Annotated in this window: 21 protein-coding genes; 18 read left to right on the forward strand and 3 right to left on the reverse strand. The window is 63.6% G+C overall.

Translation table 11 applies throughout. The annotated features are described in order from the left end of the window. Positions 1 to 8: 8 nt before the first annotated feature. The 13 genes from nuoF (at position 9) to ACUH78_RS01995 (ending at position 14,305) form a co-directional block, all read left to right on the forward strand. Positions 9 to 1,313, forward strand: coding sequence for an NADH-quinone oxidoreductase subunit NuoF (gene nuoF, locus ACUH78_RS01935; protein ID WP_418363345.1), 1,305 nt, complete (start codon positions 9 to 11; stop codon positions 1,311 to 1,313). After that, complete coding sequence (gene nuoG, locus ACUH78_RS01940) at positions 1,307 to 3,646, forward strand: NADH-quinone oxidoreductase subunit NuoG (protein WP_445332418.1); 2,340 nt, start codon at positions 1,307 to 1,309, stop codon at positions 3,644 to 3,646. The genes nuoF and nuoG overlap by 7 nt, the downstream gene beginning before the upstream one ends. After that, the gene (nuoH, locus tag ACUH78_RS01945) at positions 3,646 to 4,695 is read left to right on the forward strand and encodes an NADH-quinone oxidoreductase subunit NuoH (RefSeq protein WP_418362819.1); all 1,050 of its coding nucleotides are present in this window, start codon (positions 3,646 to 3,648) and stop codon (positions 4,693 to 4,695) included. Before nuoG ends, nuoH begins: the two co-directional genes overlap by 1 nt. A 7-nt stretch (positions 4,696 to 4,702) precedes the next feature. Further along, entirely contained in the window at positions 4,703 to 5,188 is a 486-nt protein-coding gene (gene nuoI / locus ACUH78_RS01950; RefSeq protein WP_418362818.1) for an NADH-quinone oxidoreductase subunit NuoI, read from the forward strand. A gap of 32 nt (positions 5,189 to 5,220) precedes the next feature. Continuing rightward, positions 5,221 to 5,826 carry an NADH-quinone oxidoreductase subunit J gene (locus tag ACUH78_RS01955; RefSeq protein ID WP_445332417.1) on the forward strand — a complete coding sequence of 202 codons (606 nt, stop codon included), beginning with the start codon at positions 5,221 to 5,223 and terminating at the stop codon, positions 5,824 to 5,826. Between the two features lie 63 nt (positions 5,827 to 5,889). Beyond that, entirely contained in the window at positions 5,890 to 6,195 is a 306-nt protein-coding gene (nuoK, locus tag ACUH78_RS01960) for an NADH-quinone oxidoreductase subunit NuoK (protein WP_002926502.1), read from the forward strand. A 12-nt stretch (positions 6,196 to 6,207) separates the two neighbouring features. Further along, positions 6,208 to 8,235, forward strand: coding sequence for an NADH-quinone oxidoreductase subunit L (nuoL, locus tag ACUH78_RS01965; RefSeq protein WP_445332416.1), 2,028 nt, complete (start codon positions 6,208 to 6,210; stop codon positions 8,233 to 8,235). 74 nt (positions 8,236 to 8,309) lie between these two features. Beyond that, the gene (locus ACUH78_RS01970) at positions 8,310 to 9,791 is read left to right on the forward strand and encodes an NADH-quinone oxidoreductase subunit M (protein WP_418362815.1); all 1,482 of its coding nucleotides are present in this window, start codon (positions 8,310 to 8,312) and stop codon (positions 9,789 to 9,791) included. A gap of 50 nt (positions 9,792 to 9,841) precedes the next feature. After that, the gene (gene nuoN, locus ACUH78_RS01975; RefSeq protein WP_418362814.1) at positions 9,842 to 11,311 is read left to right on the forward strand and encodes an NADH-quinone oxidoreductase subunit NuoN; all 1,470 of its coding nucleotides are present in this window, start codon (positions 9,842 to 9,844) and stop codon (positions 11,309 to 11,311) included. A 7-nt stretch (positions 11,312 to 11,318) separates the two neighbouring features. Then, the gene (locus ACUH78_RS01980) at positions 11,319 to 11,651 is read left to right on the forward strand and encodes a DUF2818 family protein (RefSeq protein WP_445332415.1); all 333 of its coding nucleotides are present in this window, start codon (positions 11,319 to 11,321) and stop codon (positions 11,649 to 11,651) included. After that, the gene (locus tag ACUH78_RS01985; RefSeq protein ID WP_418362812.1) at positions 11,648 to 12,217 is read left to right on the forward strand and encodes an NUDIX domain-containing protein; all 570 of its coding nucleotides are present in this window, start codon (positions 11,648 to 11,650) and stop codon (positions 12,215 to 12,217) included. Before ACUH78_RS01980 ends, ACUH78_RS01985 begins: the two co-directional genes overlap by 4 nt. A gap of 105 nt (positions 12,218 to 12,322) precedes the next feature. Beyond that, complete coding sequence (locus tag ACUH78_RS01990; RefSeq protein ID WP_445332414.1) at positions 12,323 to 13,951, forward strand: NAD+ synthase; 1,629 nt, start codon at positions 12,323 to 12,325, stop codon at positions 13,949 to 13,951. A 15-nt stretch (positions 13,952 to 13,966) separates the two neighbouring features. Further along, the gene (locus ACUH78_RS01995; RefSeq protein WP_418362810.1) at positions 13,967 to 14,305 is read left to right on the forward strand and encodes a P-II family nitrogen regulator; all 339 of its coding nucleotides are present in this window, start codon (positions 13,967 to 13,969) and stop codon (positions 14,303 to 14,305) included. A gap of 93 nt (positions 14,306 to 14,398) precedes the next feature. Here the strand turns inward: ACUH78_RS01995 and ACUH78_RS02000 are convergent, their stop codons facing one another. Together ACUH78_RS02000 and trxB are read right to left on the reverse strand one after the other, a co-directional pair. Further along, complete coding sequence (locus tag ACUH78_RS02000) at positions 14,399 to 15,511, reverse strand: Smr/MutS family protein (RefSeq protein WP_418362809.1); 1,113 nt, start codon at positions 15,509 to 15,511, stop codon at positions 14,399 to 14,401. 9 nt (positions 15,512 to 15,520) lie between these two features. Beyond that, the gene (gene trxB / locus ACUH78_RS02005) at positions 15,521 to 16,474 is read right to left on the reverse strand and encodes a thioredoxin-disulfide reductase (protein ID WP_418362808.1); all 954 of its coding nucleotides are present in this window, start codon (positions 16,472 to 16,474) and stop codon (positions 15,521 to 15,523) included. Between the two features lie 237 nt (positions 16,475 to 16,711). Here trxB and ACUH78_RS02010 point away from each other — a divergent pair, with 237 nt between their 5' ends. The 4 genes from ACUH78_RS02010 to ACUH78_RS02025 all read left to right on the forward strand — a co-directional run bounded on the left by ACUH78_RS02010 (position 16,712) and on the right by ACUH78_RS02025 (position 21,884). Then, positions 16,712 to 17,383, forward strand: coding sequence for a Crp/Fnr family transcriptional regulator (locus tag ACUH78_RS02010; RefSeq protein WP_445332413.1), 672 nt, complete (start codon positions 16,712 to 16,714; stop codon positions 17,381 to 17,383). 145 nt (positions 17,384 to 17,528) lie between these two features. Then, the gene (locus tag ACUH78_RS02015) at positions 17,529 to 19,820 is read left to right on the forward strand and encodes a DNA translocase FtsK (RefSeq protein WP_418362806.1); all 2,292 of its coding nucleotides are present in this window, start codon (positions 17,529 to 17,531) and stop codon (positions 19,818 to 19,820) included. Further along, positions 19,817 to 20,479: an outer membrane lipoprotein periplasmic chaperone LolA gene (gene lolA, locus ACUH78_RS02020; protein ID WP_445332412.1), complete on the forward strand. Its 663-nt coding sequence runs from the start codon at positions 19,817 to 19,819 to the stop codon at positions 20,477 to 20,479. Before ACUH78_RS02015 ends, lolA begins: the two co-directional genes overlap by 4 nt. 10 nt (positions 20,480 to 20,489) lie before the next feature. Continuing rightward, positions 20,490 to 21,884: a replication-associated recombination protein A gene (locus tag ACUH78_RS02025; protein WP_418362804.1), complete on the forward strand. Its 1,395-nt coding sequence runs from the start codon at positions 20,490 to 20,492 to the stop codon at positions 21,882 to 21,884. Here the strand turns inward: ACUH78_RS02025 and ACUH78_RS02030 are convergent. Next, on the reverse strand, positions 21,881 to 22,144 hold the full coding sequence (locus tag ACUH78_RS02030) for a hypothetical protein (protein ID WP_418362803.1): 264 nt from the start codon (positions 22,142 to 22,144) through the stop codon (positions 21,881 to 21,883). The two genes, ACUH78_RS02025 and ACUH78_RS02030, sit on opposite strands and share 4 nt — an antisense overlap. A 258-nt stretch (positions 22,145 to 22,402) precedes the next feature. On the opposite strand from ACUH78_RS02030, the gene serS reads away from it, so the two are divergent. Then, entirely contained in the window at positions 22,403 to 23,695 is a 1,293-nt protein-coding gene (serS, locus tag ACUH78_RS02035; protein ID WP_418362802.1) for a serine--tRNA ligase, read from the forward strand. Positions 23,696 to 23,715 lie beyond the last annotated feature (20 nt).

Raw genomic sequence — 23,715 nt, forward strand, 5'->3', positions numbered from 1 at the left:
CGCAAGGAATGATTCTCGCCGGCTGTGACGGCGACCGCACCTGGCGGCTCCAGGACTACGTCGCTCGCGGCGGCTACTCGGCGTTGAAGAAGATCATCGGCGAGAAGGTCACGCAGGACGCCATCATCGCCGAGCTCAAGTCCTCGGTGCTTCGCGGCCGTGGTGGTGCGGGTTTTCCGACCGGACTCAAGTGGAGCTTCATGCCGCGCTCGTTCCCGGGCGACAAGTACCTCGCCTGCAACTCGGACGAGGGCGAACCGGGAACCTTCAAGGATCGTGACATCCTGCGCTACAACCCGCACTCGGTCATCGAGGGCATGATCATCGCAGCTTATGCGATGGGTGCTGCACGCGGATACAACTACATTCACGGCGAGATCTTCGAGGTGTATCAGCGCTTCGAGGAGGCGCTCGCCGAAGCGCGCGAGGCGGGCCTGCTCGGGCAGAACATCCTGGGTTCCGACTTCTCCTTCGAACTGTTCGCGCATCACGGCTACGGTGCCTACATCTGTGGCGAGGAAACCGCCCTGCTCGAGTCGATCGAGGGCAAGAAGGGGCAGCCGCGCTTCAAGCCGCCGTTCCCGGCGAGCTACGGTCTCTACGGCAAGCCGACCACGATCAACAATACCGAGACCTTCGCGTCGGTCCCGTTCATCATGAACATGGGCGGCGAGGCCTTCCTCAACCTCGGTAAGCCGAACAATGGCGGCATGAAGCTGTTCTCGGTGTCGGGGCATGTCAATCGCCCGGGCAACTACGAGATCCCGCTTGGCACGCCGTTCTCCGAACTGCTCGAGATGGCAGGCGGGATGCGCGGCGGTCGGAAGCTCAAGGCGGTGATCCCGGGAGGGTCCTCCGCGCCGGTGGTGCCGGGTGCGGTGATGATGGACTGCACGATGGACTATGACTCCATCTCCAAGGCCGGGTCGATGCTCGGCTCAGGCGCGGTCATCGTCATGGACGAGACCACCTGCATGGTGAAGGCGCTCGAGCGGCTGTCCTATTTCTATTTCGAGGAATCCTGCGGGCAATGCACGCCTTGTCGCGAAGGCACAGGCTGGTTGTATCGCGTGGTGCACCGTATCGAGAACGGCCTTGGCCGTCCGGACGACCTCGACCTGCTGAACTCGGTCACGACCAACATCATGGGGCGCACCATCTGTGCGCTGGGCGATGCGGCTTCCATGCCGGTGCAGAGCTTCGTCAAGCACTTCGGTAGCGAGTTCGAATACCACATCGAAAACAAGAAGTGCCTCGTGCCGCCCGAAGTGCAGCGCGCAGGCAGTCAAATCTACGTGAGCCCGTCATGCTAGAGATCGAAATCGACGGCAAGCAGATCCAGGTCGAGGACGGCAGCACCGTGATGGATGCCGCCTCGGTCGCCGGGGTGTATATCCCGCATTTCTGCTACCACAAGAAACTCTCCATCGCGGCGAGCTGCCGCATGTGCCTGGTTCAGGTCGAGAAGGCGCCCAAGCCGCTGCCGGCCTGTGCGACCCCGGTCACCAATGGCATGAAGGTGTGGTCACACTCCGAGCTCGCCGTGAAGGCGCAGAAGGGGGTGATGGAGTTCCTGCTCATCAACCACCCCCTGGACTGTCCGATCTGCGATCAGGGCGGCGAGTGCCAGCTGCAGGATCTCGCGGTCGGTTACGGTTCCACCGCTTCGCGCTATCAGGAAGAAAAGCGCGTCGTCTTCAACAAGAACCTCGGTGCGCTCGTCTCCACCGACATGACGCGCTGCATCAACTGCACCCGCTGCGTGCGCTTCACCGCCGAGATCGCCGGCGAGATGGAACTGGGCCAAGCGTTCCGTGGCGAGCACGCGGAGATCATGCCCTTCATCGAGAAGACGGTCGATTCCGAACTCTCGGGCAACATCATCGACCTCTGCCCGGTCGGTGCGCTCACCTCCAAACCCTTCCGCTTCGCTGCCCGCACCTGGGAGCTCTCGCGCCGCAAGTCGGTGAGCCCGCACGATTCGCTGGGCGCGAACCTGATCGTCCAGACCAAGCACGACGTCGTCAAGCGCGTGCTGCCGCTGGAGAACGAAGACGTCAACGAGTGCTGGCTGTCCGACAAGGACCGATTCTCCTATGAGGCGCTCAACGGTGAGCAGCGACTCACCACGCCCATGGTCAAGCAGGGCGGGCAGTGGAAGCAGGTCGACTGGCAGGCGGCGCTCGAGTTCGCGGCCAATGGACTGCGCGGGATCGCACATGATCACGGCGCCCCCGCGATTGGTGCCCTCGGCTCGCCGCATGCGACGGTCGAAGAGCTCCATCTGTTGCAGAAGCTCGTTCGCGGCCTCGGCTCGCAAAACGTCGATTTCCGCCTGCGCCAATCGGATTTCCGCTGCGACGCCCATCGGCTCGGCACCCCTTGGCTTGGCATGCCGATCACCGGCGTCAAGGACCTCAACCGGTTGCTCGTGGTCGGCAGCTTCCTGCGCAAGGACGCACCGCTCCTCGCGCAACGCGTGCGGCAGGCGGCAAAGAAGGGACTGCACGTCAGCGCCATCGGGCCAAACGCCGAGCAATGGTTGATCCCGGTGCGCAACCGAGCGCTTGTCGCACCGTCGGCGATGGTTGCCGTCATGGCCCAAGTGGTGGTCGCGCTGTCGCAGGAGAAGGGTGTCGAGGTCAGTACCGCGCTGCAGGGCAAACTGCCGGTGGACGTTTCCGATGACGCCCGGGCGATCGCCCAGAGCCTGGCCAGCGGCCGCAAGGTTGCGGTGTGGCTCGGCAACCTGGCCGTCCAGCACGAGCGCTACAGCGAATTGCAGACCCTGGCGCAGGAGATCGCGCGCATTTCCGGCGGCAGCTTCGGCGTCATCGGAGAAGCGGCCAACAGTGTTGGCGGCTATCTTGCCCGCGCCGTGCCGGGCGAGGATGGCCTGAACGCCGCCGCGATGATCGAACAGCAGCGCAAGGCCTACGTGTTGCTCGGCGCCGAACCCGATCTCGATTTTGCCAACCCGGTCGCCTCGCTCGCAGCGATGCGCGCGGCGCAGCTCGTCGTCGCGATGAGCGCCTTCGACTCGCCAGCGTTGCGTGAGGTGGCCGACGTGCTGCTGCCGATCGCGCCCTTTACCGAAACCTCCGGAACCTTCGTCAACACCGAGGGCAGGGCGCAGAGCTTCACTGCGGTTGCCCGTCCCTTGGGTGAGGCGCGGCCGGGCTGGAAGGTGCTTCGCGTCCTGGGCAACCTGCTCGCCCTCGAAGGCTTCGAGTATGGCGACTCGGAAGCCGTGCGCGCCGAAGCGCTGGGTGGCGACATTCCGGCACGCTTGGACAACGAACTGCGTGGCATCGTGGTCAATGCGGCGCTGGGTGAAACCTCCAGGCTCGAGCGCGTGGCCGATGTCCCGATCCACTTCGCCGATCCGATCGTGCGTCGTGCGCCTTCGCTGCAGAAAACGCGTGATGCAGCCGCACCCGTGGCGCGCATCGCACCGGCGACCATTGCGGCCCTCGGCCTCAGCGACGGAGATCGGGTGCGGGTGACGCAGGGTGGTGGCAGCGTCGAACTGGTTCTTGCGGCCGACACCGGCCTTGCCGAAGGCTGCGTGCGCGTGGCCGCAGCGCATCCCTCGACCGCCGCGCTTGGCGCGCTGAGCGGTGACCTCAGCGTGGAGCGTGTCTGATGGATTCGATGCTTCAACCCGTAGCCGATTTCTTCGGCCCGAGCTGGACGGCGATCTGGACGCTGATCAAGATCGTCGCGATCATCGCCCCGTTGATGATCTGCGTGGCGTATCTGACCTTGGCCGAGCGCAAGGTGATCGGTTTCATGCAGGTGCGGATCGGCCCCAACCGGGTCGGCCCGATGGGTCTGCTGCAGCCGATCGCGGACGGCATGAAACTGCTGTTCAAGGAGATCATCGTCCCGAGCGGCGCAAGCAAGGGGCTCTTCATCCTGGGCCCCATCCTTGCCATCGCGCCTTCGCTGGCCGCCTGGGCGGTCATACCCTTCGATGACGGGCTCGTGCTCGCCAATGTCAATGCAGGACTGCTCTTCCTGCTCGCGATCACTTCGCTCGAGGTGTACGGCGTGATCGTCGCGGGCTGGGCGTCGAACTCGAAGTATCCCTTCCTCGGCGCCATGCGTGCGGCGGCACAGATGGTGTCTTACGAGGTTTCGATGGGCTTCGCCCTGATCTGCGTGCTGCTGATCTCGGCCAGCCTCAACCTCACCGACATCGTGATGTCGCAGTCCCAGGGACGTTTTGCCGACATGGGCCTGGGCTTCCTCTCCTGGAACTGGCTGCCGCTGTTCCCGATGTTCGTCGTGTATGTGATCTCCGGCATCGCCGAAACCAACCGCGCCCCGTTCGACGTGGTCGAAGGCGAGGCAGAGGTGGTTGCCGGACACATGGTCGAGTATTCGGGTATGGCGTTCGCGCTGTTCTTCCTCGCCGAATACGCCAACATGATCCTGGTCTCCATCCTGACCGCGGTCCTGTTCCTTGGCGGATGGCTTTCGCCCGTGGGCTTCCTGCCCGACGGTTTCCACTGGCTGGCGGTGAAGACGGCATTCATCCTGCTGCTGTTCCTGTGGGCGCGAGCCACCTTTCCGCGCTTCCGCTACGACCACATCATGCGTCTGGGCTGGAAGGTGTTCATTCCCGTCACCCTGGTGTGGGTGTTCGTGGTGGCGGTCTGGATGATGTCGCCGTTGTCGATCTGGAGTTGAGAAGACCATGGGTGCCAAGGATTACATCGGCAGTCTGTTCCTGAAGGAACTCGTCAAGGGCATGGCCCTGACCGGACGGCATTTCTTCCAGCGCAAGATCACGATCCAGTATCCGGAAGAAAAGACTCCGCAGAGCAACCGTTTCCGCGGTTTGCACGCCCTGCGCCGTTACCCGAACGGTGAAGAGCGCTGCATCGCGTGCAAGCTGTGCGAGGCCATCTGTCCGGCAATGGCGATTACGATCGAGTCCGCGCAGCGGGACGACGGATCGCGTCGCACCACGCGCTACGACATCGATCTGACCAAGTGCATTTTCTGCGGTTTCTGCGAGGAGGCGTGCCCGGTTGATGCGATCGTGGAGACGCGCGTGCTCGAGTACCACGGCGAGCAGCGCGGCGATCTCTACTACACCAAGCAGATGTTGCTGGCAGTGGGGGATCGTCACGAGGCGCAGATCGCCGCCGACCGCGAACAGGACGCCAAGTACCGCTAAGGGGAGGGCGCGCGAGCGCCACAGCCGAGAACATGGAATTCAAGACCTTCGTCTTCTACTTTCTAGCCGCGATCATGGTGTTCGCGGCACTGAAGGTGATCACCGCCCGGAATCCGGTGCATGCAGCGCTGTATCTGGTGCTGACTTTCTTCAACGCCGGCGGCCTGTGGCTGCTGTTGCAGGCAGAGTTCCTCGCCATCACGCTCGTCATGGTCTACGTGGGCGCGGTGATGGTGCTGTTCCTGTTCGTCGTGATGATGCTGGACATCAACCTGGACCGCCTGCGTGAGGGGTTCTGGAGCTATCTGCCGGTGGGGGCACTGGTTGGCGTGCTGATGCTCGTCGAGATGGTGATGATTCTCGGTGGGCCGTACTTTGGCCTGGACGCGATGCCCGCGCCTCCGGCCGCGGCCGAGACCTACAGCAACACGCGCGAACTCGGCCGTGTGCTCTATACCGACTACGTCTATCCCTTCGAACTCGCTTCGCTGGTTTTGCTGGTGGCGATGGTGGCAGCGGTTGCGCTGACGCTTCGCAAGCGCAAGGGGCTGAAGTACATCCAGCCTTCCCAGCAGGTTTCGGTCACGCGTGAAGGTCGTGTCGAACTCGTGAAGATGCAGGCCGAGAAGCAGGACTGACGTCGTAGCTGCGCAAAACAAGAACCGCACCTGCCGGGGGCAGGTGCGATCAGGGGGTCACTGATGCTTTCGCTTTCCCATTTCCTCATCCTGGGCGCGATCCTGTTCGCGATCAGCGTGGTCGGGATCTTCCTCAACAGGAAGAACCTGATCGTGCTTCTGATGGCCATCGAACTGATGTTGCTGTCGGTGAACATGAACTTCGTCGCTTTCTCGCATTACCTCGGCGACATCGCAGGCCAGGTTTTCGTTTTCTTCATCCTCACCGTCGCAGCGGCCGAATCCGCGATTGGCCTTGCGATCCTGATCGTGATGTTCCGCAGCATGCGCACGATCCATGTGGATGATCTGGACAGCCTCAAGGGTTAAGGAAGCGTCACGATGACGGACATGAAAGCACTTTATCTCCTCGTGCCGCTGGCGCCGCTGGCCGGCGCGATCCTTGCGGGCCTGTTCGGCAAGCAGATCGGCAGGGCGGGGGCGCACATCGTCACCATCCTCGGCGTGGCGATCGCATTCGTCGCCTCGGTGGTGATCTATCAGGACGTAGCTGCGGGGAATACCTTCAACGGCACGGTCTACACCTGGATGCAGGCGGGCGGCATCGACTTCGAGGTCGGCTTCCAGATTGATTCGCTGACCGTGATGATGATGCTGGTCGTCACCTTCGTATCCCTGATGGTGCATATCTACACGATCGGCTACATGTCCGAGGACCCCGGCTACCAGCGTTTCTTCAGCTACATCTCGCTGTTCACCTTCTCCATGCTGATGCTGGTGATGTCGAACAACTTCCTGCAGCTTTTCTTCGGCTGGGAGGCGGTGGGCCTCGTGTCCTACCTGCTGATCGGCTTCTGGTACGAACGTCCGACGGCCATCTACGCCAACATGAAGGCCTTCCTGGTCAACCGCGTGGGCGACTTCGGCTTCCTGCTCGGCATCGGTCTGATCGCTGCCCATACCGGCAGCCTCAACTACCAGGAAGTGTTCGCCCAGGCGCAGGCGCTTTCCGTGACCGAGATGGTTGTCACCGGCTGGCCGCTGCTCACCGCGATCTGCATCTGCCTGTTCATCGGTGCGATGGGCAAGTCGGCCCAGGTCCCGCTGCACGTGTGGCTGCCCGACTCGATGGAAGGCCCGACCCCGATCTCGGCGCTGATCCACGCCGCGACCATGGTTACCGCGGGTATCTTCATGGTGGCGCGGATGTCGCCGCTGTTCGAGCTCTCCGATACCGCGCTGTCCTTCGTGCTCGTCATCGGCGCCACCACCGCGCTGTTCATGGGTTTCCTTGGCATCGTGCAGAACGACATCAAACGCGTGGTCGCATACTCGACGCTGTCGCAGCTCGGCTACATGACCGTGGCGCTCGGTGTGTCGGCCTACTCCGCGGCGGTGTTCCACCTGATGACGCACGCCTTCTTCAAGGCGCTGCTGTTCCTCGGCGCGGGCTCGGTGATCATCGGCATGCACCACGATCAGGACATGCGCAACATGGGCGGCCTGCGCAAGTACATGCCGATCACCTGGATCACCTCGCTGCTCGGTTCGCTGGCCCTGATCGGCTTTCCGTTGTTCTCCGGTTTCTATTCGAAGGACTCGATCATCGAAGCGGTGCATGCGTCCGAGATCGCAGGCTCCGGCTACGCGCTGTTCTGCGTGCTGCTCGGCGTGTTCGTGACCGCGTTTTACTCCTTCCGCATGTATTTCCTCGTCTTCCACGGCGAGGAGCGCTTCGGCAAGGCGCATGACCACGCCCATCACGACCACCACGGCGACCACGATGATGAGGAGCCGTCGGCGGCCCATCACCACGGTCTCGCGCCGGGTCAGAAGCCGCACGAGTCGCCCTGGGTGGTCACCGTGCCGCTGGTCCTGCTCGCCGTCCCCTCGGTGCTGATCGGGTTCTTCACCATCGATCCGATGTTGTTCGGCGGGTGGTTCAAGGACGTGATCTTCGTCGGTGACAACCACGCCGGCCTGAAGGAACTTGCGGCCAGCTTCCACGGGCCGGTCGCGATGGCGATCCACGGCCTGCAGACGGCACCGTTCTGGCTCGCGCTGGGTGGCGTTGCGCTTTCCTGGTTCTTCTACATGAAGCGCCCCGACATCCCGGCGGCGATCCAGCAGAAGTTCAAGCCGATCCACACCCTGCTGGAGAACAAGTACTACTTCGACCGCTTCAACGAGATCTTCTTCGCGGGTGGTGCGCGTGCGCTCGGCAAGGGCCTGTGGAAGGCCGGCGATCAGGGGCTGATCGACGGGGTCATGGTGAACGGCTCGGCGAAGCTGGTTGGCTGGGTCGCGCAGATGTCGCGCCTGTTCCAGACCGGCCATCTGTACCAATACGCCTTCATGATGATCATCGGCGTGTTCATCCTGCTCACCTACTGGTTCAACAAGGGTTGAGCGGCACATCCCGATGCCGAAACACATAACAAGATCGAACGCGCCGTGCGCGGCGCACTGAACGGAAAGCAACGATGACGGACATTCCTCTCCTCAGTCTGGCGATCTGGGTACCGATCCTCGGTGGCCTGCTGGTGCTCGCGACCGGCTCGGATCGCAATGCCCCGATGGCGCGCATGCTCGCTCTCGCGGTCGCGGTGGCTGGCTTCGTCGTGACGATTCCGCTCTATACGGGCTTCGACGTGACGACCAGCGCCATGCAGTTCGTCGAACTGACCGCGTGGGTGCCGCGCTTCAACATCAACTACCACCTTGGCGTTGATGGCCTGTCGGTCCTGTTCGTGATCCTCAATGCCTTCATCACCATCCTCGTGGTGGTCGCAGGCTGGCAGGTGATCCAGGACAAGGTAGCGCAGTACATGGCGGCTTTCCTGATCATGTCGGGCCTGATGAACGGCATCTTCTCTGCGCTCGATGGCGTGCTGTTCTATGTGTTCTTCGAGGCCTCGCTGATCCCCCTGTACCTCGTGATCGGCATCTGGGGTGGCGCGAACCGCGTGTACGCCGCAATCAAGTTCTTCCTCTACACGCTGCTCGGCTCCCTGCTGATGCTGATCGCACTGCTGTACCTGTTCATGCAGTCCGGTGGCAGCTTCAGCATCCTCGACTGGCACCAATTGCCGCTCCCGATCGAGCCGCAGATCCTGATTTTCCTCGCCTTCCTCGTGGCTTTCGGTGTCAAAGTCCCGATGTGGCCGGTGCACACCTGGCTGCCCGATGCACACGTCGAGGCGCCCACGGGCGGTTCGGTGGTGCTGGCGGCGATCGGACTGAAGCTTGGCGCCTATGGCTTCCTGCGCTTCTCCCTGCCGATCGTGCCCGACGCCGCGCAGCAACTGGCGCCGCTGGTGATCACGCTGTCGCTGATTGCGGTGGTGTACATCGGCTTCGTCGCCCTCGTCCAGGCGGACATGAAGAAGTTGGTGGCGTATTCGTCGATCTCGCACATGGGTTTCGTCACCCTGGGCTTCTTCATCTTCAACCCGCTCGGCGTGGAAGGCGCCCTGGTACAGATGATCTCGCACGGTTTCGTGTCCGGCGCAATGTTCCTCTGCATCGGTGTCCTGTACGACCGCATGCACTCGCGCCAGATCGCCGACTACGGCGGGGTGGTGAACACCATGCCGAAGTTTGCCGCCTTCTTCATGCTGTTTGCGATGGCCAACTCAGGGCTACCCGCCACTTCTGGCTTCGTGGGCGAGTTCATGGTGGTGCTCGGCGCGGTGCAATACAACTTCTGGATCGGCTTCGTTGCAGCCACGACCCTGATCCTCGGCGCGGCCTACTCGCTGTGGATGTACAAGCGCGTCGTTTTCGGCAAGGTTGCGAACAAGCATGTGGCCGAGCTCACCGACATCAACGGGCGCGAGTTCGCCTTCCTTGCAGTGCTTGCGTTCTGCGTGCTGGCGATGGGTCTGTACCCCTTCCCGTTCACCGAAGTGATGCATGCCTCGGTCAACGAACTCCTGCGGCATGTTGCCGTGAGCAAGCTCTGAGCGCTGCTTGGCGCTGGCGCAATAGAGACACTTAACGGACTGGTCAGAAGATGAATTTCGTCGTTCCCGACTTCTACCCCGCAGCGGCCGAGATCTTCGTTGCCGTGATGACGCTGGTGATCATGCTGGCGAGCACCTTCGCGCGCAGCATTGCACGCAACCTGTCCTACCTGTTGACGCAGGCGACGCTGATCGTGGCGGCCTTCATCACCATCTTTACGATGGATGGCGAAGTGGTCTACACCTTCAGCAATCTCTTCATCAGCGACCTGATGGGCGACTTCCTGAAGCTGATGATCTACGGCTCCACGGCCGTGGCGCTGCTGTACGGGCGCGGCTACATGGCCGACCGCAAGCTCGACAAGCCTGAGTACTACATCCTCGCGCTGCTGATGACCCTGGGCATGATGGTGATGGTTACCGCCAACCACATGCTGCCGATGTACATCGGCCTCGAGATGATGTCGCTCGCGCTGTACACGATGGTCGCCTTCGACCGCGATTCCCCGCGCTCGACTGAAGCGGCGATGAAGTACTTCGTGCTCGGTGCGCTCGCCTCCGGCCTGCTCCTGTACGGGATGTCGATGGTGTACGGTGCCACCGGTACGCTCGAGTTCTCGGCCATTGCGCAGTCCCTGCACAACCAGACCGCCAATACCACGGTGCTGATGTTCGGCCTGGTGTTCCTGGTTGCGGGCATCAGCTTCAAGCTTGGTGTCGTGCCCTTCCACATGTGGGTTCCGGACGTCTATCAGGGCGCACCGACCGCGGTCACGCTGGTCATTGCAACGGCGCCGAAGCTTGCTGCGTTTGCGATGGCGGTGCGCCTGCTGATCTGGGCGCTGTTCGACCTCGCCCAGGAATGGCAGATGATGCTCATGCTGGTCGCTGGCGCCTCCATCGTGCTCGGCAACCTGGCCGCGATCGCGCAGCAGAACATCAAGCGCATGCTGGCGTATTCGGGTATCTCGCACATGGGCTTCGTGCTGCTGGGGCTGCTCGCCGGCGTAGTGGAAGGCGATCGCCAGTTCGCGCTCAACGCCTACAGCTCGGCGATGTTCTACGCGGTGGCGTATGTGATCATGAGCCTGGCCTCTTTCGGCATGGTCATCCTGCTGTCCCGCGCGGGCTTCGAGGCCGAAAACATCGAAGACTTCAAGGGCCTGAACAAGCGCAGCCCGTGGTACGCGCTGATGATGTTGTTCGTCATGTTCTCGATGGCGGGCGTGCCCTTCTTCATCGGGTTCTTCGCGAAGCTGTCGGTGCTGCAGGCCGTTGTCGCTGCAGGGTACTTCTGGCTGGCGGTGCTGGCGGTGGTGATGTCGGTGATCGGGGCATTCTATTACCTGCGCGTGGTCAAGCTGATGTACTTCGATCAGCCCGTCGACGCGTCGCCGATCCGTGCGCCGGCCGAAGTTCGTGTCATGCTGTCGGCCAACGGCCTCGCAATCGCAGGGCTTGGCCTGATGCCGCAGATGCTGATGTCGGTATGCGCCTACGCGCTGCTCGCATCGCTCTGAACGTGACGTGAGCCACTCCGGGTCGAGTCTTTTTCTTCTGTTGGCCATCGCGTTCACGATGGCCAATCTGCCTTTTGTCTTCGAGCGCATCTTCTTCGTACGCAAGCCCGCTGCGGTTAAGCGCAAGGCGCTCGGGTGGAGCCTGCTCGAGCTCGTCGTGCTGTATGCCGCCCTCGGGGTGACCGCGGCGCTGCTCGAGATTCGTGCGAACGGAAGCCTGTATGAACAGGGTTGGGCCTTCTACGTGACCACCTTCTGCATGTTCCTCGTCTTTGCCTTTCCAGGCTTCACGTATCGCCACCTCTGGCATCCTCCCCGGGCTGGACGCGCATCCGAATGAACGCGAGGCAGGCAGACGACCCGCTGGCCGAGCACACACTCGGTTCGGAGCCGGTGTTCGACGGACGTCTGCTTCACGTACGACGCGATCGTGTGCGTCTGCCCGACGGGAGCGACGCGATACGCGAGTACATTCGTCACCCGGGTGCTGTGGTGATTGTCGGTATGCTTGACAGTGGGCGGCTGCTCTTCGAGAGACAGTTCCGTTACCCGCTGCGACGTGCCTTTGTCGAGCTTCCCGCGGGCAAGCTGGATGCGGCGGAGCCGCCGCTCGCGTGCGCGTGCCGTGAACTGCGGGAGGAAACCGGCTACGAAGCCTCGACCTGGATTCACCTTGGGGTGATGCATCCCTGCATTGGCTATTCCGACGAGCGCATCGAGATCTTTTTCGCACATGGCCTGACACCCGGCGCAAGCGCGCTCGATGAGGGCGAGTTCCTCGAAGTGCTCGAACTGTCCATCGACGAGGTCGAGCGCCAGATCGATGCCGGCGAGATCACGGATGCGAAAACGATCACCGCCTTTTTCCGTGCCCAGCCGCTGATTCGCGCGTATCTTCCCGCATAGTCTGCTCCGGCCTCGGTTTCCCAGCGCAGTCTGCATCTCCGCTCACTCCACACGACCCGGTCGGATGGCGCCAGCCGTTCGATGCATGTCCCACCGTTCGAAATCATGAATACATCCATCCAGTCTTCCATCGGGATCGCGATCGCGCAGCTCAACCTGACCGTCGGTGATCTCGGCGGCAACGCGGACAGGATCATCGCGGCGGTCGGGCGTGCGCGCGCGGCCGGAGCGAGCCTGTTGCTGACCCCGGAACTCGCGCTCTCGGGTTATCCGCCAGAGGATCTGCTGCTTCGGCCCGATTTCTACCGTGCGTGCGCGCGCGAAATGCAGCGCATCGCTGACGCTGCAGTCGGCATCGTAGTGGTGCTAGGCCACCCGGTTGAGGAAGGGCTGCAACGTTTCAATGCTGCATCCGTGCTGTTCGAGGGGCGGGTGCTCGCGCGTTACCACAAGCGCCTGCTGCCAAACTACGAGGTGTTCGACGAGGAGCGTTACTTCCAGGCGGGTGACGAGACCTGTGTGTTCGAGTGGCAGGGCATTTGCTTCGGACTGAACATCTGCGCCGACGTGTGGGAGAGCGGCCCCGCCACCGCGGCGCGCGCGGCCGGGGCGCAGGTATTGCTCGCCCTGAACGCGTCGCCCTATCACATGGGCAAACAGGCGCTCAGAAGGCAGATCCTGCGCGAACGCGTGCGCGAGGCGGGATTGCCGGTGGTGTACTGCAACATGGTGGGTGGCCAGGACGAACTGGTCTTCGACGGGGCGTCCTTCGTTCTCGCGGCAGACGGTGAGTTGGTGCATCAATCGGAGCCGTTCGAGGAGCAGGTCGACGTAGTGCGCTTCGACGGGGGAGGTTGGCAGGGCGGGCGCAGCGTCCCCGAATGTGGCTGCGAAGAGGAAGTCTACGAGGCGCTCAAGATCGGGGTGCGCGACTACCTGGGCAAGAACCGCTTCCCTGGGGCCATCATCGGGCTCTCTGGCGGAATCGACTCCGCCCTTACCCTGGCCATCGCGGTCGATGCGCTCGGTGCGGACAAGGTCCGGGCGGTGATGCTGCCCTCTCCTTACACCTCGCAGATGAGCTTGGATGATTCGCGTGAGATGGTTCGGCGGCTGGGCGTGCGTTACGACGAGATTCCGATCGAGCCTGCGATGAAGGCATTCGACGGACTGCTCGCATCCCAGTTTGCCGGACTGCCCGCAGATGCCACTGAAGAGAACCTCCAGGCGCGCATCCGCGGCATGATCGTGATGGCGCTGTCGAACAAGACGGGCGCGATCGTCCTCACCACGGGCAACAAGAGCGAGATGGCGACCGGCTATGCCACGCTCTACGGGGACATGGCGGGCGGGTTCGCGGTGCTGAAGGATCTCTACAAGACCTTCGTGTTCAGGCTGTCGAACTGGCGCAACACGGTGAGTCCTGTGATTCCGCAGAACATCATCGACCGTCCGCCGTCGGCTGAACTCAAGCCTGACCAGAAGGATCAGGACAGCCTGCCGCCCTACGAAATCCTGGATGCGATCATCCAGGCCTACATGGAGCGCGACCAGTCGCCGCGCGAAATCATCGCAGCAGGCTACCCCGAGGCCGATGTGCGGCGCACCGTCACCCTGCTCAAGCGCAACGAGTACAAGCGCCGGCAGGCGCCCGTGGGGATCCGGGTCACTCAGCGGGGCTTCGGCAGGGATTGGCGTTATCCGATAACATCGCGCTACCAGGACGAATACTGAGACGAGGAGGAGTGGATGAAGAAGATCGAGGCGATCATCAAGCCGTTCAAGCTGGACGAGGTGCGTGAGGGACTTTCAGAGGTGGGCATCACCGGCCTCACTGTCACCGAGGTGAAGGGTTTTGGTCGGCAGAAGGGCCATACCGAGTTGTACCGCGGCGCCGAATACGTGGTCGACTTCCTTCCCAAGATCAAGGTCGAGGTGGTGCTCGCCGATGACATGGTCGACCAGGCGGTGGAGGCGATCGTCAAGGCTGCGCACACGGGCAAGATTGGTGACGGAAAGATCTTCGTCACGCCCGTGGAGCAGGTGATCCGCATCCGTACGGGTGAAACCAACGAGGCGGCCATCTAGGTCTTACGGGTCTTAGCGCTCCGCCGGCACGCTGATCTGGTGTTGCCGGCGCCCGGGCGGGGTAGGTGTGGAGCGGCGAGTGCCGGTCCCTGCTCAGCGCGGCGCGGCGTTTTGCGCCCTGAGGAGCACCAACAGCGCTCCACCGCCTCCGTCGTGCGGGCCGGCTTGGCAGAAGGCGAGGATCTCCTCGCGCTGCGCGAGCCACCCACGCGAGAGTTGCTTCAGGATTGAGACCTTCCCCGGGGAGCCGTGTCCTTTTCCGTGGATCACGCGGATGCAGCGTTTTCCCTGGCTCAGCATGTCGTGCAGAAAATGTGCGAGCGCCGACCGAGCCTCATCGCGGGTGAGGCCATGCAGGTCGATCTGCCCCTGCAGCACCCAACGGCCGCGGCGCAGGTCTGTGAGCACCCGGCGTGGCAGGCCCGTGCGCAGGAAAGCGGCCTCTTCGCCCATGTCGAGGCGGTCTTCGAAGGTCAGGGGCGCAGCGAGCGTTTCGCTCAGTGCGGCACGCTCGTCTTCCTCGCGCTTGAGCGGGGCCGGTAAGGGCGCGGGTTTGGCCAGTTCGACACGGTTGGCTTGATCCAGAGGTTTCGCCTCGCCGATCACGGTGCGAAAGAGCGCAGCCGGGTCATGCAGGTCGGCATCGGCAGGCAGCACCAGCGCGTCGGGTCGCAAGGCCGGGCCCGCGTGCGGACGGTCCCGCTCATGGTGGCGCCGTGGCGTGTCGAGCACCACGCGGCCGCTGTCGCGCAGGGGCATCACGCCTTCATAGGCGAGCTGCAGCGGGTCCTGCCTGCGCGCGCCTGCGGGGCGGTCCGTTGGTGCATCCTCTTCGACGACGCGTGGGCGAGGAACTGGCGCGGGGCGGGCACCCTGAACCTCGACCCGCCCGCCAGTCCGTACTGGACGGACCGGTCCAACTGCCTTGCGAAAGGCTTCCAGCTCCGCAGCGTCGCATACCGCAGCCGGGCCCTCGCGGTCAGGGGGCGCGTCGGCCGGTGCGGAGGGCTTGCCCGGCGTCGTCTGCGCCGTCGCGGGTCGTTCCTCGGAGGACGGCTGAGTACGCGGCTGAGTATGCGGCTGGGCGCGCAACTGCTTGCGCAGGTCGGCAAAGGGCGCATTGAGCGCCTTTGTGCTCGCGGCGGGGACTTCCCCTCCACGCCCCTTGCGCGACTTACCGGATGCTGCTGCGCCCTTGCGGCTCACCCGGGTGCCTCAGCCGCCCAGGGCGTCGAGGTAACGCTCGGCGTCGAGCGCTGCCATGCAGCCGGTCCCGGCCGAAGTCACGGCCTGGCGATAGATGTGATCCTGCACATCACCGGCGGCAAAGACACCGGGAATGCTGGTCTGCGTGGCATTGCCGTTGCGCCCGCCCTGGGTGACGATGTAGCCGCCCTCCATCTCCAGCTGCCCCTCGAAGATATCGGTGTTGGGCTTGTGGCCGATCGCGATGAACACGCCCTGCAGGGCGACGTCACGGGTGGCGCCGGAGTTGACCTCCTTGATGCGCATGCCGGTCACGCCGCTGTTGTCGCCCAGCACCTCGTCGAGCGTGGTGTTGAGCGCGAGTTCGATCTTGCCGGCCGCGACCTTCTCCATGAGCTTGTCGATCATGATCTTCTCGGCGCGGAACTTCTCGCGTCGATGCACGAGCGTGACCTTCTTCGCGATGTTGGCGAGGTAGAGCGCTTCCTCGACCGCGGTATTGCCGCCGCCGATCACTGCCACTTCCTGGTTGCGGTAGAAGAACCCGTCGCATGTCGCGCAGGCCGACACACCCCGCCCGGAGAACTTCTCTTCGGAGGGCAGGCCAAGGTACTTGGCGGTCGCCCCGGTTGCGATGATCAGGGCATCGCAGGTGTATTCGCCGTTGTCACCGATGAGGCGGAACGGGCGCTCGCCCAGCTTCACCGTGTGAATATGGTCGAAGATCATCTCGGTGTTGAAGCGCTCGGCGTGCTTCTGAAACCGCGCCATCAGGTCGGGCCCCATCACGCCGTCGGCGTCAGCGGGCCAGTTGTCGACCTCGGTGGTCGTCATCAGTTGCCCGCCCTGGGCGAGGCCGGTAATGAGCACCGGATTCAGATTTGCGCGCGCTGCATACACTGCGGCGCTGTAGCCGGCCGGGCCAGAGCCGAGGATGAGCAGGCGGGCGTGCTTGTTCGTCATGGGGGCTTTCCTGCGGGTTGGGGTGAAGTGCGTGATTATAGCCGAGCGTCGGGACCCTCCCGAGGTGCGGAAGGGCTTGATCCGCAAGGTTCGGCGGATTGGGTCGCCGAGAATGAAAGCTTGCACGGAGGCGTGCGTGTGACGAATATCACACCTGCTCCTCGCGACGGCTTGCATTCGATTACAATCGGATGCCCGTTGTCGGGGACGGGACATACACCGCAAACCGGAGTACGCATGACGCAAGCTACCGCCGTTTCCGTGGTCGCACTCAAGACCATCCCCTTGTTCCAGGGACTGTCCGACGACGCGCTGGGCACCATCGCCCGTGTGGCGATGATGCGACGTTTCCCGCGCGGGCAATCGGTCGTCTGTGCTGGTGACCGGTCCGACTACGTTTATCTGGTGCTGACCGGCAGCCTCAAGGTCGTTGTCAGCGACGAGGATGGTCGTGAAGTCATCCTCTCGATCCTGGGGCAGGGTGAGCTCTTCGGCGAAATGGGCATGTTCGACGAGCGCCCGCGTTCGGCGTCGGTGATCGCGGTCGTTCCTGCGGATCTGGTGCTGATCTCGAAGCAGGATTTCCGCCGCATCCTGCACGACAGCTTCGATGTGTCGTGGCGAATCATGTGCAACCTGGCCGAGCGGCTGCGCAACGCCGACCGCAAGATCGAAAGCCTTGCCCTGATGGACGTCTATGGGCGGGTCGCGCGGCTGCTCATCGAGATGGCCGAAATCGTCGGCGGCGAGACGGTGGTGGTGCGCAAGGTCTCGAAGCAGGACATTGCCAAGATGATCGGCGCCTCGCGTGAAATGGTCAGCCGGGTGATGAAGGATCTTGGTCAGCAAGGACTGATCGAGGAACGGCCCGATGGCATCGTGCTGCGCGACCGTATCAACGATCTCTGAACTGCGACGGGCGTGTCAGGGCGGGGCAGGGGTTCTCGTCTGCACTATGACGCCTTTGTGAGCAGCCGCAACATCGGGCCTGGATGAGACGGTCGATCCCGTATAATCCCGGGGTCTCTCCAAGCCATCCCGGTGCCCCGATTCGATGTTGTCCCGCTCGTCTTCCCGTTCGCAGCCGTTGCCGGAAAAGATCTCCTTGCTGTTACAGGAGGCACGCTGGCTCATCCTCGGGGTGATGTCGCTCTACGTCGGACTGATCCTGATCGGTTACAACCAGGCTGACCCAGGTTGGTCGCATGCCTCGGATGTGGCAGGGGTGTCCAACCCCGGCGGGCGCTTCGGAGCCTGGCTCGCCGACCTGCTGCTGTATCTGTTCGGGGTCTCGTCCTGGTGGTGGGTCGTCTTCCTTGGCTACAGCCTGCTTTGGGGCTTTCGCCGCATCAAGAACCAACTTGAGCTCGACCGCCGTTCGTTCGCCTTCGTCATGGTCGGGTTCCTCGTTGTGCTGCTTGCAAGCAGCGCGCTGGAGTTCCTTCGTTTCCATTCCCACGGAGCGGCCGTTCCGCTCGAGCCCGGTGGACTGCTCGGCATGGAGATCGGGCGCGCCACGCAGCGCTACTTCGGCTTCACCGGGGGGACACTGCTTCTCCTGACCCTCCTTGCCACGGGGCTTTCGGTATTCACCGGAGTCTCCTGGATTGCGGTGGCGGAGCGCACGGGGCTCGGGCTCGAACAACTGGTGGTCGGTACCCGGCAGGCATGGCTGAGCTGGCAGGACCGGCGCATGGGGCGCGAAGTTGCGCAGAAGCGCGAAGCCGTGGTGCAGACCCGTCGTCGCAAGGTGGAGAAGGAGGCGCCGGCGCCCTTGCGCATCGAGCCTGCGGTCGTGGCGGTGGTGCGATCGGATCGCGTCGAGAAGGAGCGTCAACAGACCCTGTTCGAGGACGCCCCGGAGGGCATGATTCCACCCGTGGGGCTGCTTGACCCGGCAAGCGGCGGTGTCGAGCCGCCTTCGGCCGAATCGCTCGAGTTCACTTCCCGCCTGATCGAGACCAAGCTCGCCGACTTCGGCGTGGAGGTCAAGGTGCTTGCCGCCTATCCCGGCCCGGTGATCACCCGCTACGAGATCGAGCCAGCCACCGGAGTGAAGGGCAGCCAGGTGGTGAACCTCGCCAAGGATCTCGCCCGGGCGCTGTCCCTGGTGTCGATCCGCGTGGTCGAGACCGTGCCCGGCAAGTCGTGCATGGCGTTGGAGTTGCCGAACCCGAAGCGACAGATGGTTCGCCTGTCGGAAATCGTCGGTTCCAAGGTTTATCAGGATGCACATTCGCCGCTCACCGTAGTGCTCGGCAAGGACATCGGCGGTCAGCCGGTGGTGGCAGACCTCGCCAAGATGCCGCACCTGCTTGTGGCCGGCACCACCGGCTCGGGCAAGTCGGTGGGCATCAACGCGATGATCCTGTCGCTGATCTACAAGAGCGAGCCCGAGCGCGTGCGGCTGATCATGGTCGACCCGAAGATGCTCGAACTCTCGATCTACGAGGGCATCCCGCATCTGCTCGCCCCCGTCGTCACCGACATGAAACACGCGGCCAATGCGCTCAACTGGTGCGTGGCCGAGATGGACAAGCGCTACAAGCTGATGGCTGCGGTGGGCGTGCGCAACCTGGCCGGTTTCAACAAGGCGGTGCAGGAAGCACGCAAGGCCGAGAAGCCCCTCACCAACCCGTTCTCGATCAGCCCGGAGAACCCTGAGCCGCTCGAGCAACTGCCCTATATCGTGGTCGTGGTCGACGAGTTGGCCGACATGATGATGGTGGTCGGCAAGAAGGTGGAAGAACTCATCGCTCGCCTCGCGCAAAAGGCGCGCGCCGCCGGCATCCACCTCATCCTTGCCACCCAGCGCCCCTCGGTGGACGTGATTACGGGCCTGATCAAGGCCAACGTGCCAACGCGAATCGCTTTCCAGGTGTCGAGCAAGATCGACTCGCGCACCATTCTCGACCAGATGGGTGCGGAGACCCTGCTCGGCATGGGCGACATGCTTTACCTTGCGCCCGGGACGGGGCTGCCTGTGCGGGTGCACGGTGCATTCGTCGCGGACGACGAGGTGCACAAGGTGGTCGATCACCTGAAGAAGGCCGGTCCGCCCGATTACGTCGAAGGCATCCTGTCGGCGTCCGAGGACGAGCTCGACGGCATGGCCGGTGGGGGCGAGGGCGATGCCGATGGCGAAGCCGACCCCCTTTACGATCAGGCAGTCGAAGTCGTGGTGAAGACGCGGCGCCCGTCCATCTCGCTCGTGCAGCGACACCTGCGCATCGGCTACAACCGCGCCGCACGCCTGATCGAGCAGATGGAGCGGGCCGGGCTGGTGTCGCCGATGGGCAGCAATGGCAACCGTGAAGTGATCGTTCCCGCAAAGGACAGTGAATGAAGACCGGCTACCGCTTCTCCGGCGCGCTCGCGAGTGCTGCGCTGCTTGTCTCCATGGCAGGCGTTGCCTTTCCGGCGTTTGCCGCCGATGGCATCGCACAACTGCAACGCTTCGTCTCCGCCGTTCAGAGTGCCGAGGGCGAGTTCGAGCAGGTGGTGACCAGCCAGTCGGGACGGCGCCCGCAGGAAGCGAGTGGCAGCTTCGCGTATTCGCGCCCCGGGCGCTTCCACTGGGAGTACGCCGCACCCTACCGGCAGGTGCTCGTGGGTGACGGGCGCTCGCTCTGGTCCTGGGACCCGGACCTCAACCAGGTCACGGTGCGAGAGATCGGCGACGCACTGGGCGCGACACCGGCCGCAATCCTGTTCGGCAGCACGGCGCTCGAAGATGGCTTCGAGCTCGCGGAGGGCGGAGAGCTCGATGGTCTGGCCTGGGTCGATGCGCGTCCGAAGAACCAGGAGAGCGGCTTCGAGGCCCTGCGCATCGGTATGGCGAATGGCGAATTGCGATGCATGGAGATGCGTGACCACTTCGGGCAGACGACCGTGATCCGGTTCCTTCGCCTGCGCGCCAACCCGGTGTTCGATGAAGACCGCTTCCGTTTCTCGCCGCCGCCCGGCGCCGATCTGATCGGCGAAGCGCCGGGCGTCACGCGCTGAACCGGCGCGCATGAGCGACCTTTTCGACGCGCTCGAGCCGCCGCGCGTCCCGCTGGCGGAGCGCATGCGCCCGCAAACGCTGGACCAAGTCGCGGGGCAGGCGCATCTGCTCGGCCCCGGCAAACCGCTGCGCCTGGCCTTCGAAGCCCGCAGACCGCACTCGATGATCCTGTGGGGTCCGCCGGGCGTGGGCAAGACCACGCTCGCGCGGCTGATGGCGGACGGCTTCGATGCGGAGTTCGTGGCACTCTCGGCGGTGTTTTCCGGCGTCAAGGAAATCCGCGAGGCCATCCAGCAGGCTCAGGCGGCGAAATCGAGAGGGCGGCATACGATCCTTTTCGTCGACGAGGTGCACCGCTTCAACAAGGCCCAGCAGGACGCCTTTCTGCCCTATGTCGAGCAGGGGCTGGTGACGTTCATCGGTGCCACCACCGAGAACCCGTCCTTCGAGGTGAACTCGGCCCTGCTGTCACGGGCGGCGGTGTACGTGCTGGAGTCGCTCGATGCGGCTGCGATGAGGCTGCTGTTTGAACGTGCGCACGCGATGGCCTGCCCGGACCTCGTGTTCGAGGACGACGCGCGCGAGCGCATTGTCGGCTTTGCCGATGGCGATGCCCGCCGGCTCATGAACCTTGTTGAACAACTCCAGGTGGCCGCCCAGACCGCGGGAGCCGATACGATCACTGCTGCTTTTGTCGACGCTGCGCTGTCGCGAGATTTGCGCCGCTTCGACAAAGGCGGCGAGGCCTTCTACGACCAGATCTCGGCACTGCACAAGTCGGTGCGTGGCTCGAGCCCCGATGCGGCCTTGTACTGGCTTTGCCGCATGCTGGACGGTGGGGCAGATCCGCTGTATCTGGGGCGGCGCATCGTTCGCATGGCAATCGAGGACATCGGCCTTGCCGATCCTCGTGCCCTCGAGATTGCGCTCAACGCTTGCACTACGTACGAACGGCTGGGGTCGCCCGAGGGCGAACTCGCGCTGGCGGAGGCGACCCTGTTCCTCGCCTGCGCCGCAAAATCGAACGCGGCCTACAAGGCCTACAATGCCGCCCGCGCTTTCGTCGCACGTGATGGCTCACGCCCGGTGCCGCTTCATCTTCGCAACGCTCCCACCAAGCTGATGAAGGCGCTCGAGTACGGCAAGGCCTATCGCTACGCGCACGACGAACCCGACGCCTACGCCGCGGGCGAGAATTACCTCCCGGAAGGCATGACGCCACCCGGCTGGTACGCGCCCGTGCCACGCGGCATGGAGCTCAAGATCGCCGAAAAGCTCGCCCGTCTCCGCGAACGCGATGTGGCCGCATCCGCAAAGGCAACAGGAACGAGGCCCGGCCAAGGTGTCGGTCAGGCCTCGCCGAAAGGGCCGCCTCGTGGAAACGAGCCGGACGAGGAGCCCTAATGGGGGAGTGGGTGATCCTGCATGAAGCGGGCGCAGACCTTGGCAGCGCGCTCGGCCTTGCCGTTATCGCCGCACGCGTTGGCACGCTCGATCAGGTCGAGCATGAAATTGGTCAGCACCATGACGCCCTCCGGCGTTTGCACCATGCCGCAGCACACCTGCGCGGCGGCTGCATCAGGAATGTCCTCATGTTCTGCGATGAGAGCGATCTCTTCCTCGGTCAGGTCGCAGTAGTCGAGACAGTCGCGAATCGATAGCATGCCGAACTCCTCCAATGATGTGCCGTCTGTTGCGGCTTCATATCTCCTTCAAGGATAGTTGACGTTCCGGCGGCTGCAAGTTCGATACATCTTGCCCTGCAGTGCTCCGGTTCCGATTGCCCAGTTTTATCCAGGCCCGGGTCAGACGACCCCTTCAGGCGCATAGAGTCATTTGAAAACAGATATTTGCAGAGCACGCGCCGCCTCCGCTTCTGCAGCATCGAGAGTATTCGTTTCGCAACGTTCAGGATCCGATTCATGCTAGACATCCAGTTACTCCGTACCCAGCTCGACACCGTCGCCGCCCGTCTCGCCACCCGTGGCATGACGCTGGATACCGCCGCTTTCCAGGCGCTTGAGGATGAGCGCAAGCAGCTACAGACCCGCACGCAGGAACTCCAGGCTCGCCGTAATGCGCTGTCCAAGCAGATCGGCATGCTGAAGGGCAAGGGTGAGGATGCGTCGGCAGTGATGACCGAGGTGGCTCAACTGGGGGACGAGCTCAAGGCTTGCGAGCAGGCGCTTCCGCCCTTGCTCGAGCGCATCAATGCCTTCCTGGCCACGCTGCCGAACCTGCCGCAGGAAGATGTCCCGATTGGGGAGGACGAGCACGGCAACGTGGAAGTGCGCCGTTGGGGCACGCCGCCCACCTTTGACTTCGAAGTGCGCGATCACGTGGATCTTGGCGCGCCCCTTGGACTGGATTTCGAAACCGGCGCCAAGCTTTCGGGCTCGCGTTTTGCCTTCCTGCGCGGCCCGGTGGCGCGTCTGCATCGCGCCCTCGCGCAGTTCATGCTCGATACGCACACCCGGGAGCACGGGTACACCGAGTGCTACACGCCCTACATCGTCAATGGTTCGGCGCTGTTCGGTACCGGACAACTGCCCAAGTTCAAGGAAGATCTGTTCTGGGTGCTGCGTGGCGGCGACGAGGAGGGGCTCGAGCAGTACCTGATTCCGACCGCGGAGATCACGCTCACCAACAGCGTACGCGACGACGTGCTTGCGTTGGACCAGTTGCCGATCCGCCTGACTGCGCACAGTCCCTGCTTCCGCTCCGAGGCGGGCAGCGGCGGACGGGATGTACGCGGCATGATCCGCCAGCATCAGTTCGACAAGGTCGAGATGGTGCAGATCGTGGAGCCGTCGAAGAGCAATGAGGCGCTCGAGCAGATGGTTGGGCACGCGGAGGCGATCCTGCAGAAGCTCGAGCTGCCGTACCGCGTGATCACCCTGTGCACCGGAGACATGGGCTTCGGCGCGGCGCGGACCTACGACCTCGAGGTCTGGCTACCGGCGCAGGATACCTACCGCGAGATCTCCAGTTGCTCGAACTGCGAATCCTTCCAGGCCCGTCGCATGCAGGCCCGCTTCAAGAATGCGCAGGGCAAGAACGAACTGGTGCACACGCTCAACGGTTCCGGCCTTGCTGTCGGGCGCACCCTGGTCGCGGTGCTGGAGAACCATCAGCAGGCGGACGGATCGATCGTGATCCCGAAGGCGCTTGTGCCGTACATGGGTGGAGTGGAGCGGCTCGAAGCGCCACTCTGACCTTCGGCGGCGTTCATGCG

It is taken from the genome of Thauera sp. ZXT1-4 (genome assembly GCF_052598215.2).

What these genes read in the sequence shown, in the direction of transcription:
- ACUH78_RS02010 (WP_445332413.1), top strand. Translation starts at nt 16,712, where the DNA reads ATGACGCAAGCTACCGCCGTTTCCGTGGTCGCACTCAAGACCATCCCC.
- ACUH78_RS02030 (WP_418362803.1), bottom strand. Translation starts at nt 22,144, where the DNA reads ATGCTATCGATTCGCGACTGTCTCGACTACTGCGACCTGACCGAGGAA.
- ACUH78_RS01995 (WP_418362810.1), top strand. Translation starts at nt 13,967, where the DNA reads ATGAAGAAGATCGAGGCGATCATCAAGCCGTTCAAGCTGGACGAGGTG.
- nuoL (WP_445332416.1), top strand. Translation starts at nt 6,208, where the DNA reads ATGACGGACATGAAAGCACTTTATCTCCTCGTGCCGCTGGCGCCGCTG.
- nuoG (WP_445332418.1), top strand. Translation starts at nt 1,307, where the DNA reads ATGCTAGAGATCGAAATCGACGGCAAGCAGATCCAGGTCGAGGACGGC.
- nuoH (WP_418362819.1), top strand. Translation starts at nt 3,646, where the DNA reads ATGGATTCGATGCTTCAACCCGTAGCCGATTTCTTCGGCCCGAGCTGG.
- ACUH78_RS01990 (WP_445332414.1), top strand. Translation starts at nt 12,323, where the DNA reads ATGAATACATCCATCCAGTCTTCCATCGGGATCGCGATCGCGCAGCTC.
- serS (WP_418362802.1), top strand. Translation starts at nt 22,403, where the DNA reads ATGCTAGACATCCAGTTACTCCGTACCCAGCTCGACACCGTCGCCGCC.
- lolA (WP_445332412.1), top strand. Translation starts at nt 19,817, where the DNA reads ATGAAGACCGGCTACCGCTTCTCCGGCGCGCTCGCGAGTGCTGCGCTG.
- ACUH78_RS01985 (WP_418362812.1), top strand. Translation starts at nt 11,648, where the DNA reads ATGAACGCGAGGCAGGCAGACGACCCGCTGGCCGAGCACACACTCGGT.
- ACUH78_RS01970 (WP_418362815.1), top strand. Translation starts at nt 8,310, where the DNA reads ATGACGGACATTCCTCTCCTCAGTCTGGCGATCTGGGTACCGATCCTC.
- ACUH78_RS01955 (WP_445332417.1), top strand. Translation starts at nt 5,221, where the DNA reads ATGGAATTCAAGACCTTCGTCTTCTACTTTCTAGCCGCGATCATGGTG.
- nuoK (WP_002926502.1), top strand. Translation starts at nt 5,890, where the DNA reads ATGCTTTCGCTTTCCCATTTCCTCATCCTGGGCGCGATCCTGTTCGCG.
- nuoF (WP_418363345.1), top strand. Translation starts at nt 9, where the DNA reads ATGATTCTCGCCGGCTGTGACGGCGACCGCACCTGGCGGCTCCAGGAC.
- ACUH78_RS02015 (WP_418362806.1), top strand. Translation starts at nt 17,529, where the DNA reads ATGTTGTCCCGCTCGTCTTCCCGTTCGCAGCCGTTGCCGGAAAAGATC.
- ACUH78_RS02025 (WP_418362804.1), top strand. Translation starts at nt 20,490, where the DNA reads ATGAGCGACCTTTTCGACGCGCTCGAGCCGCCGCGCGTCCCGCTGGCG.
- trxB (WP_418362808.1), bottom strand. Translation starts at nt 16,474, where the DNA reads ATGACGAACAAGCACGCCCGCCTGCTCATCCTCGGCTCTGGCCCGGCC.
- nuoI (WP_418362818.1), top strand. Translation starts at nt 4,703, where the DNA reads ATGGGTGCCAAGGATTACATCGGCAGTCTGTTCCTGAAGGAACTCGTC.
- nuoN (WP_418362814.1), top strand. Translation starts at nt 9,842, where the DNA reads ATGAATTTCGTCGTTCCCGACTTCTACCCCGCAGCGGCCGAGATCTTC.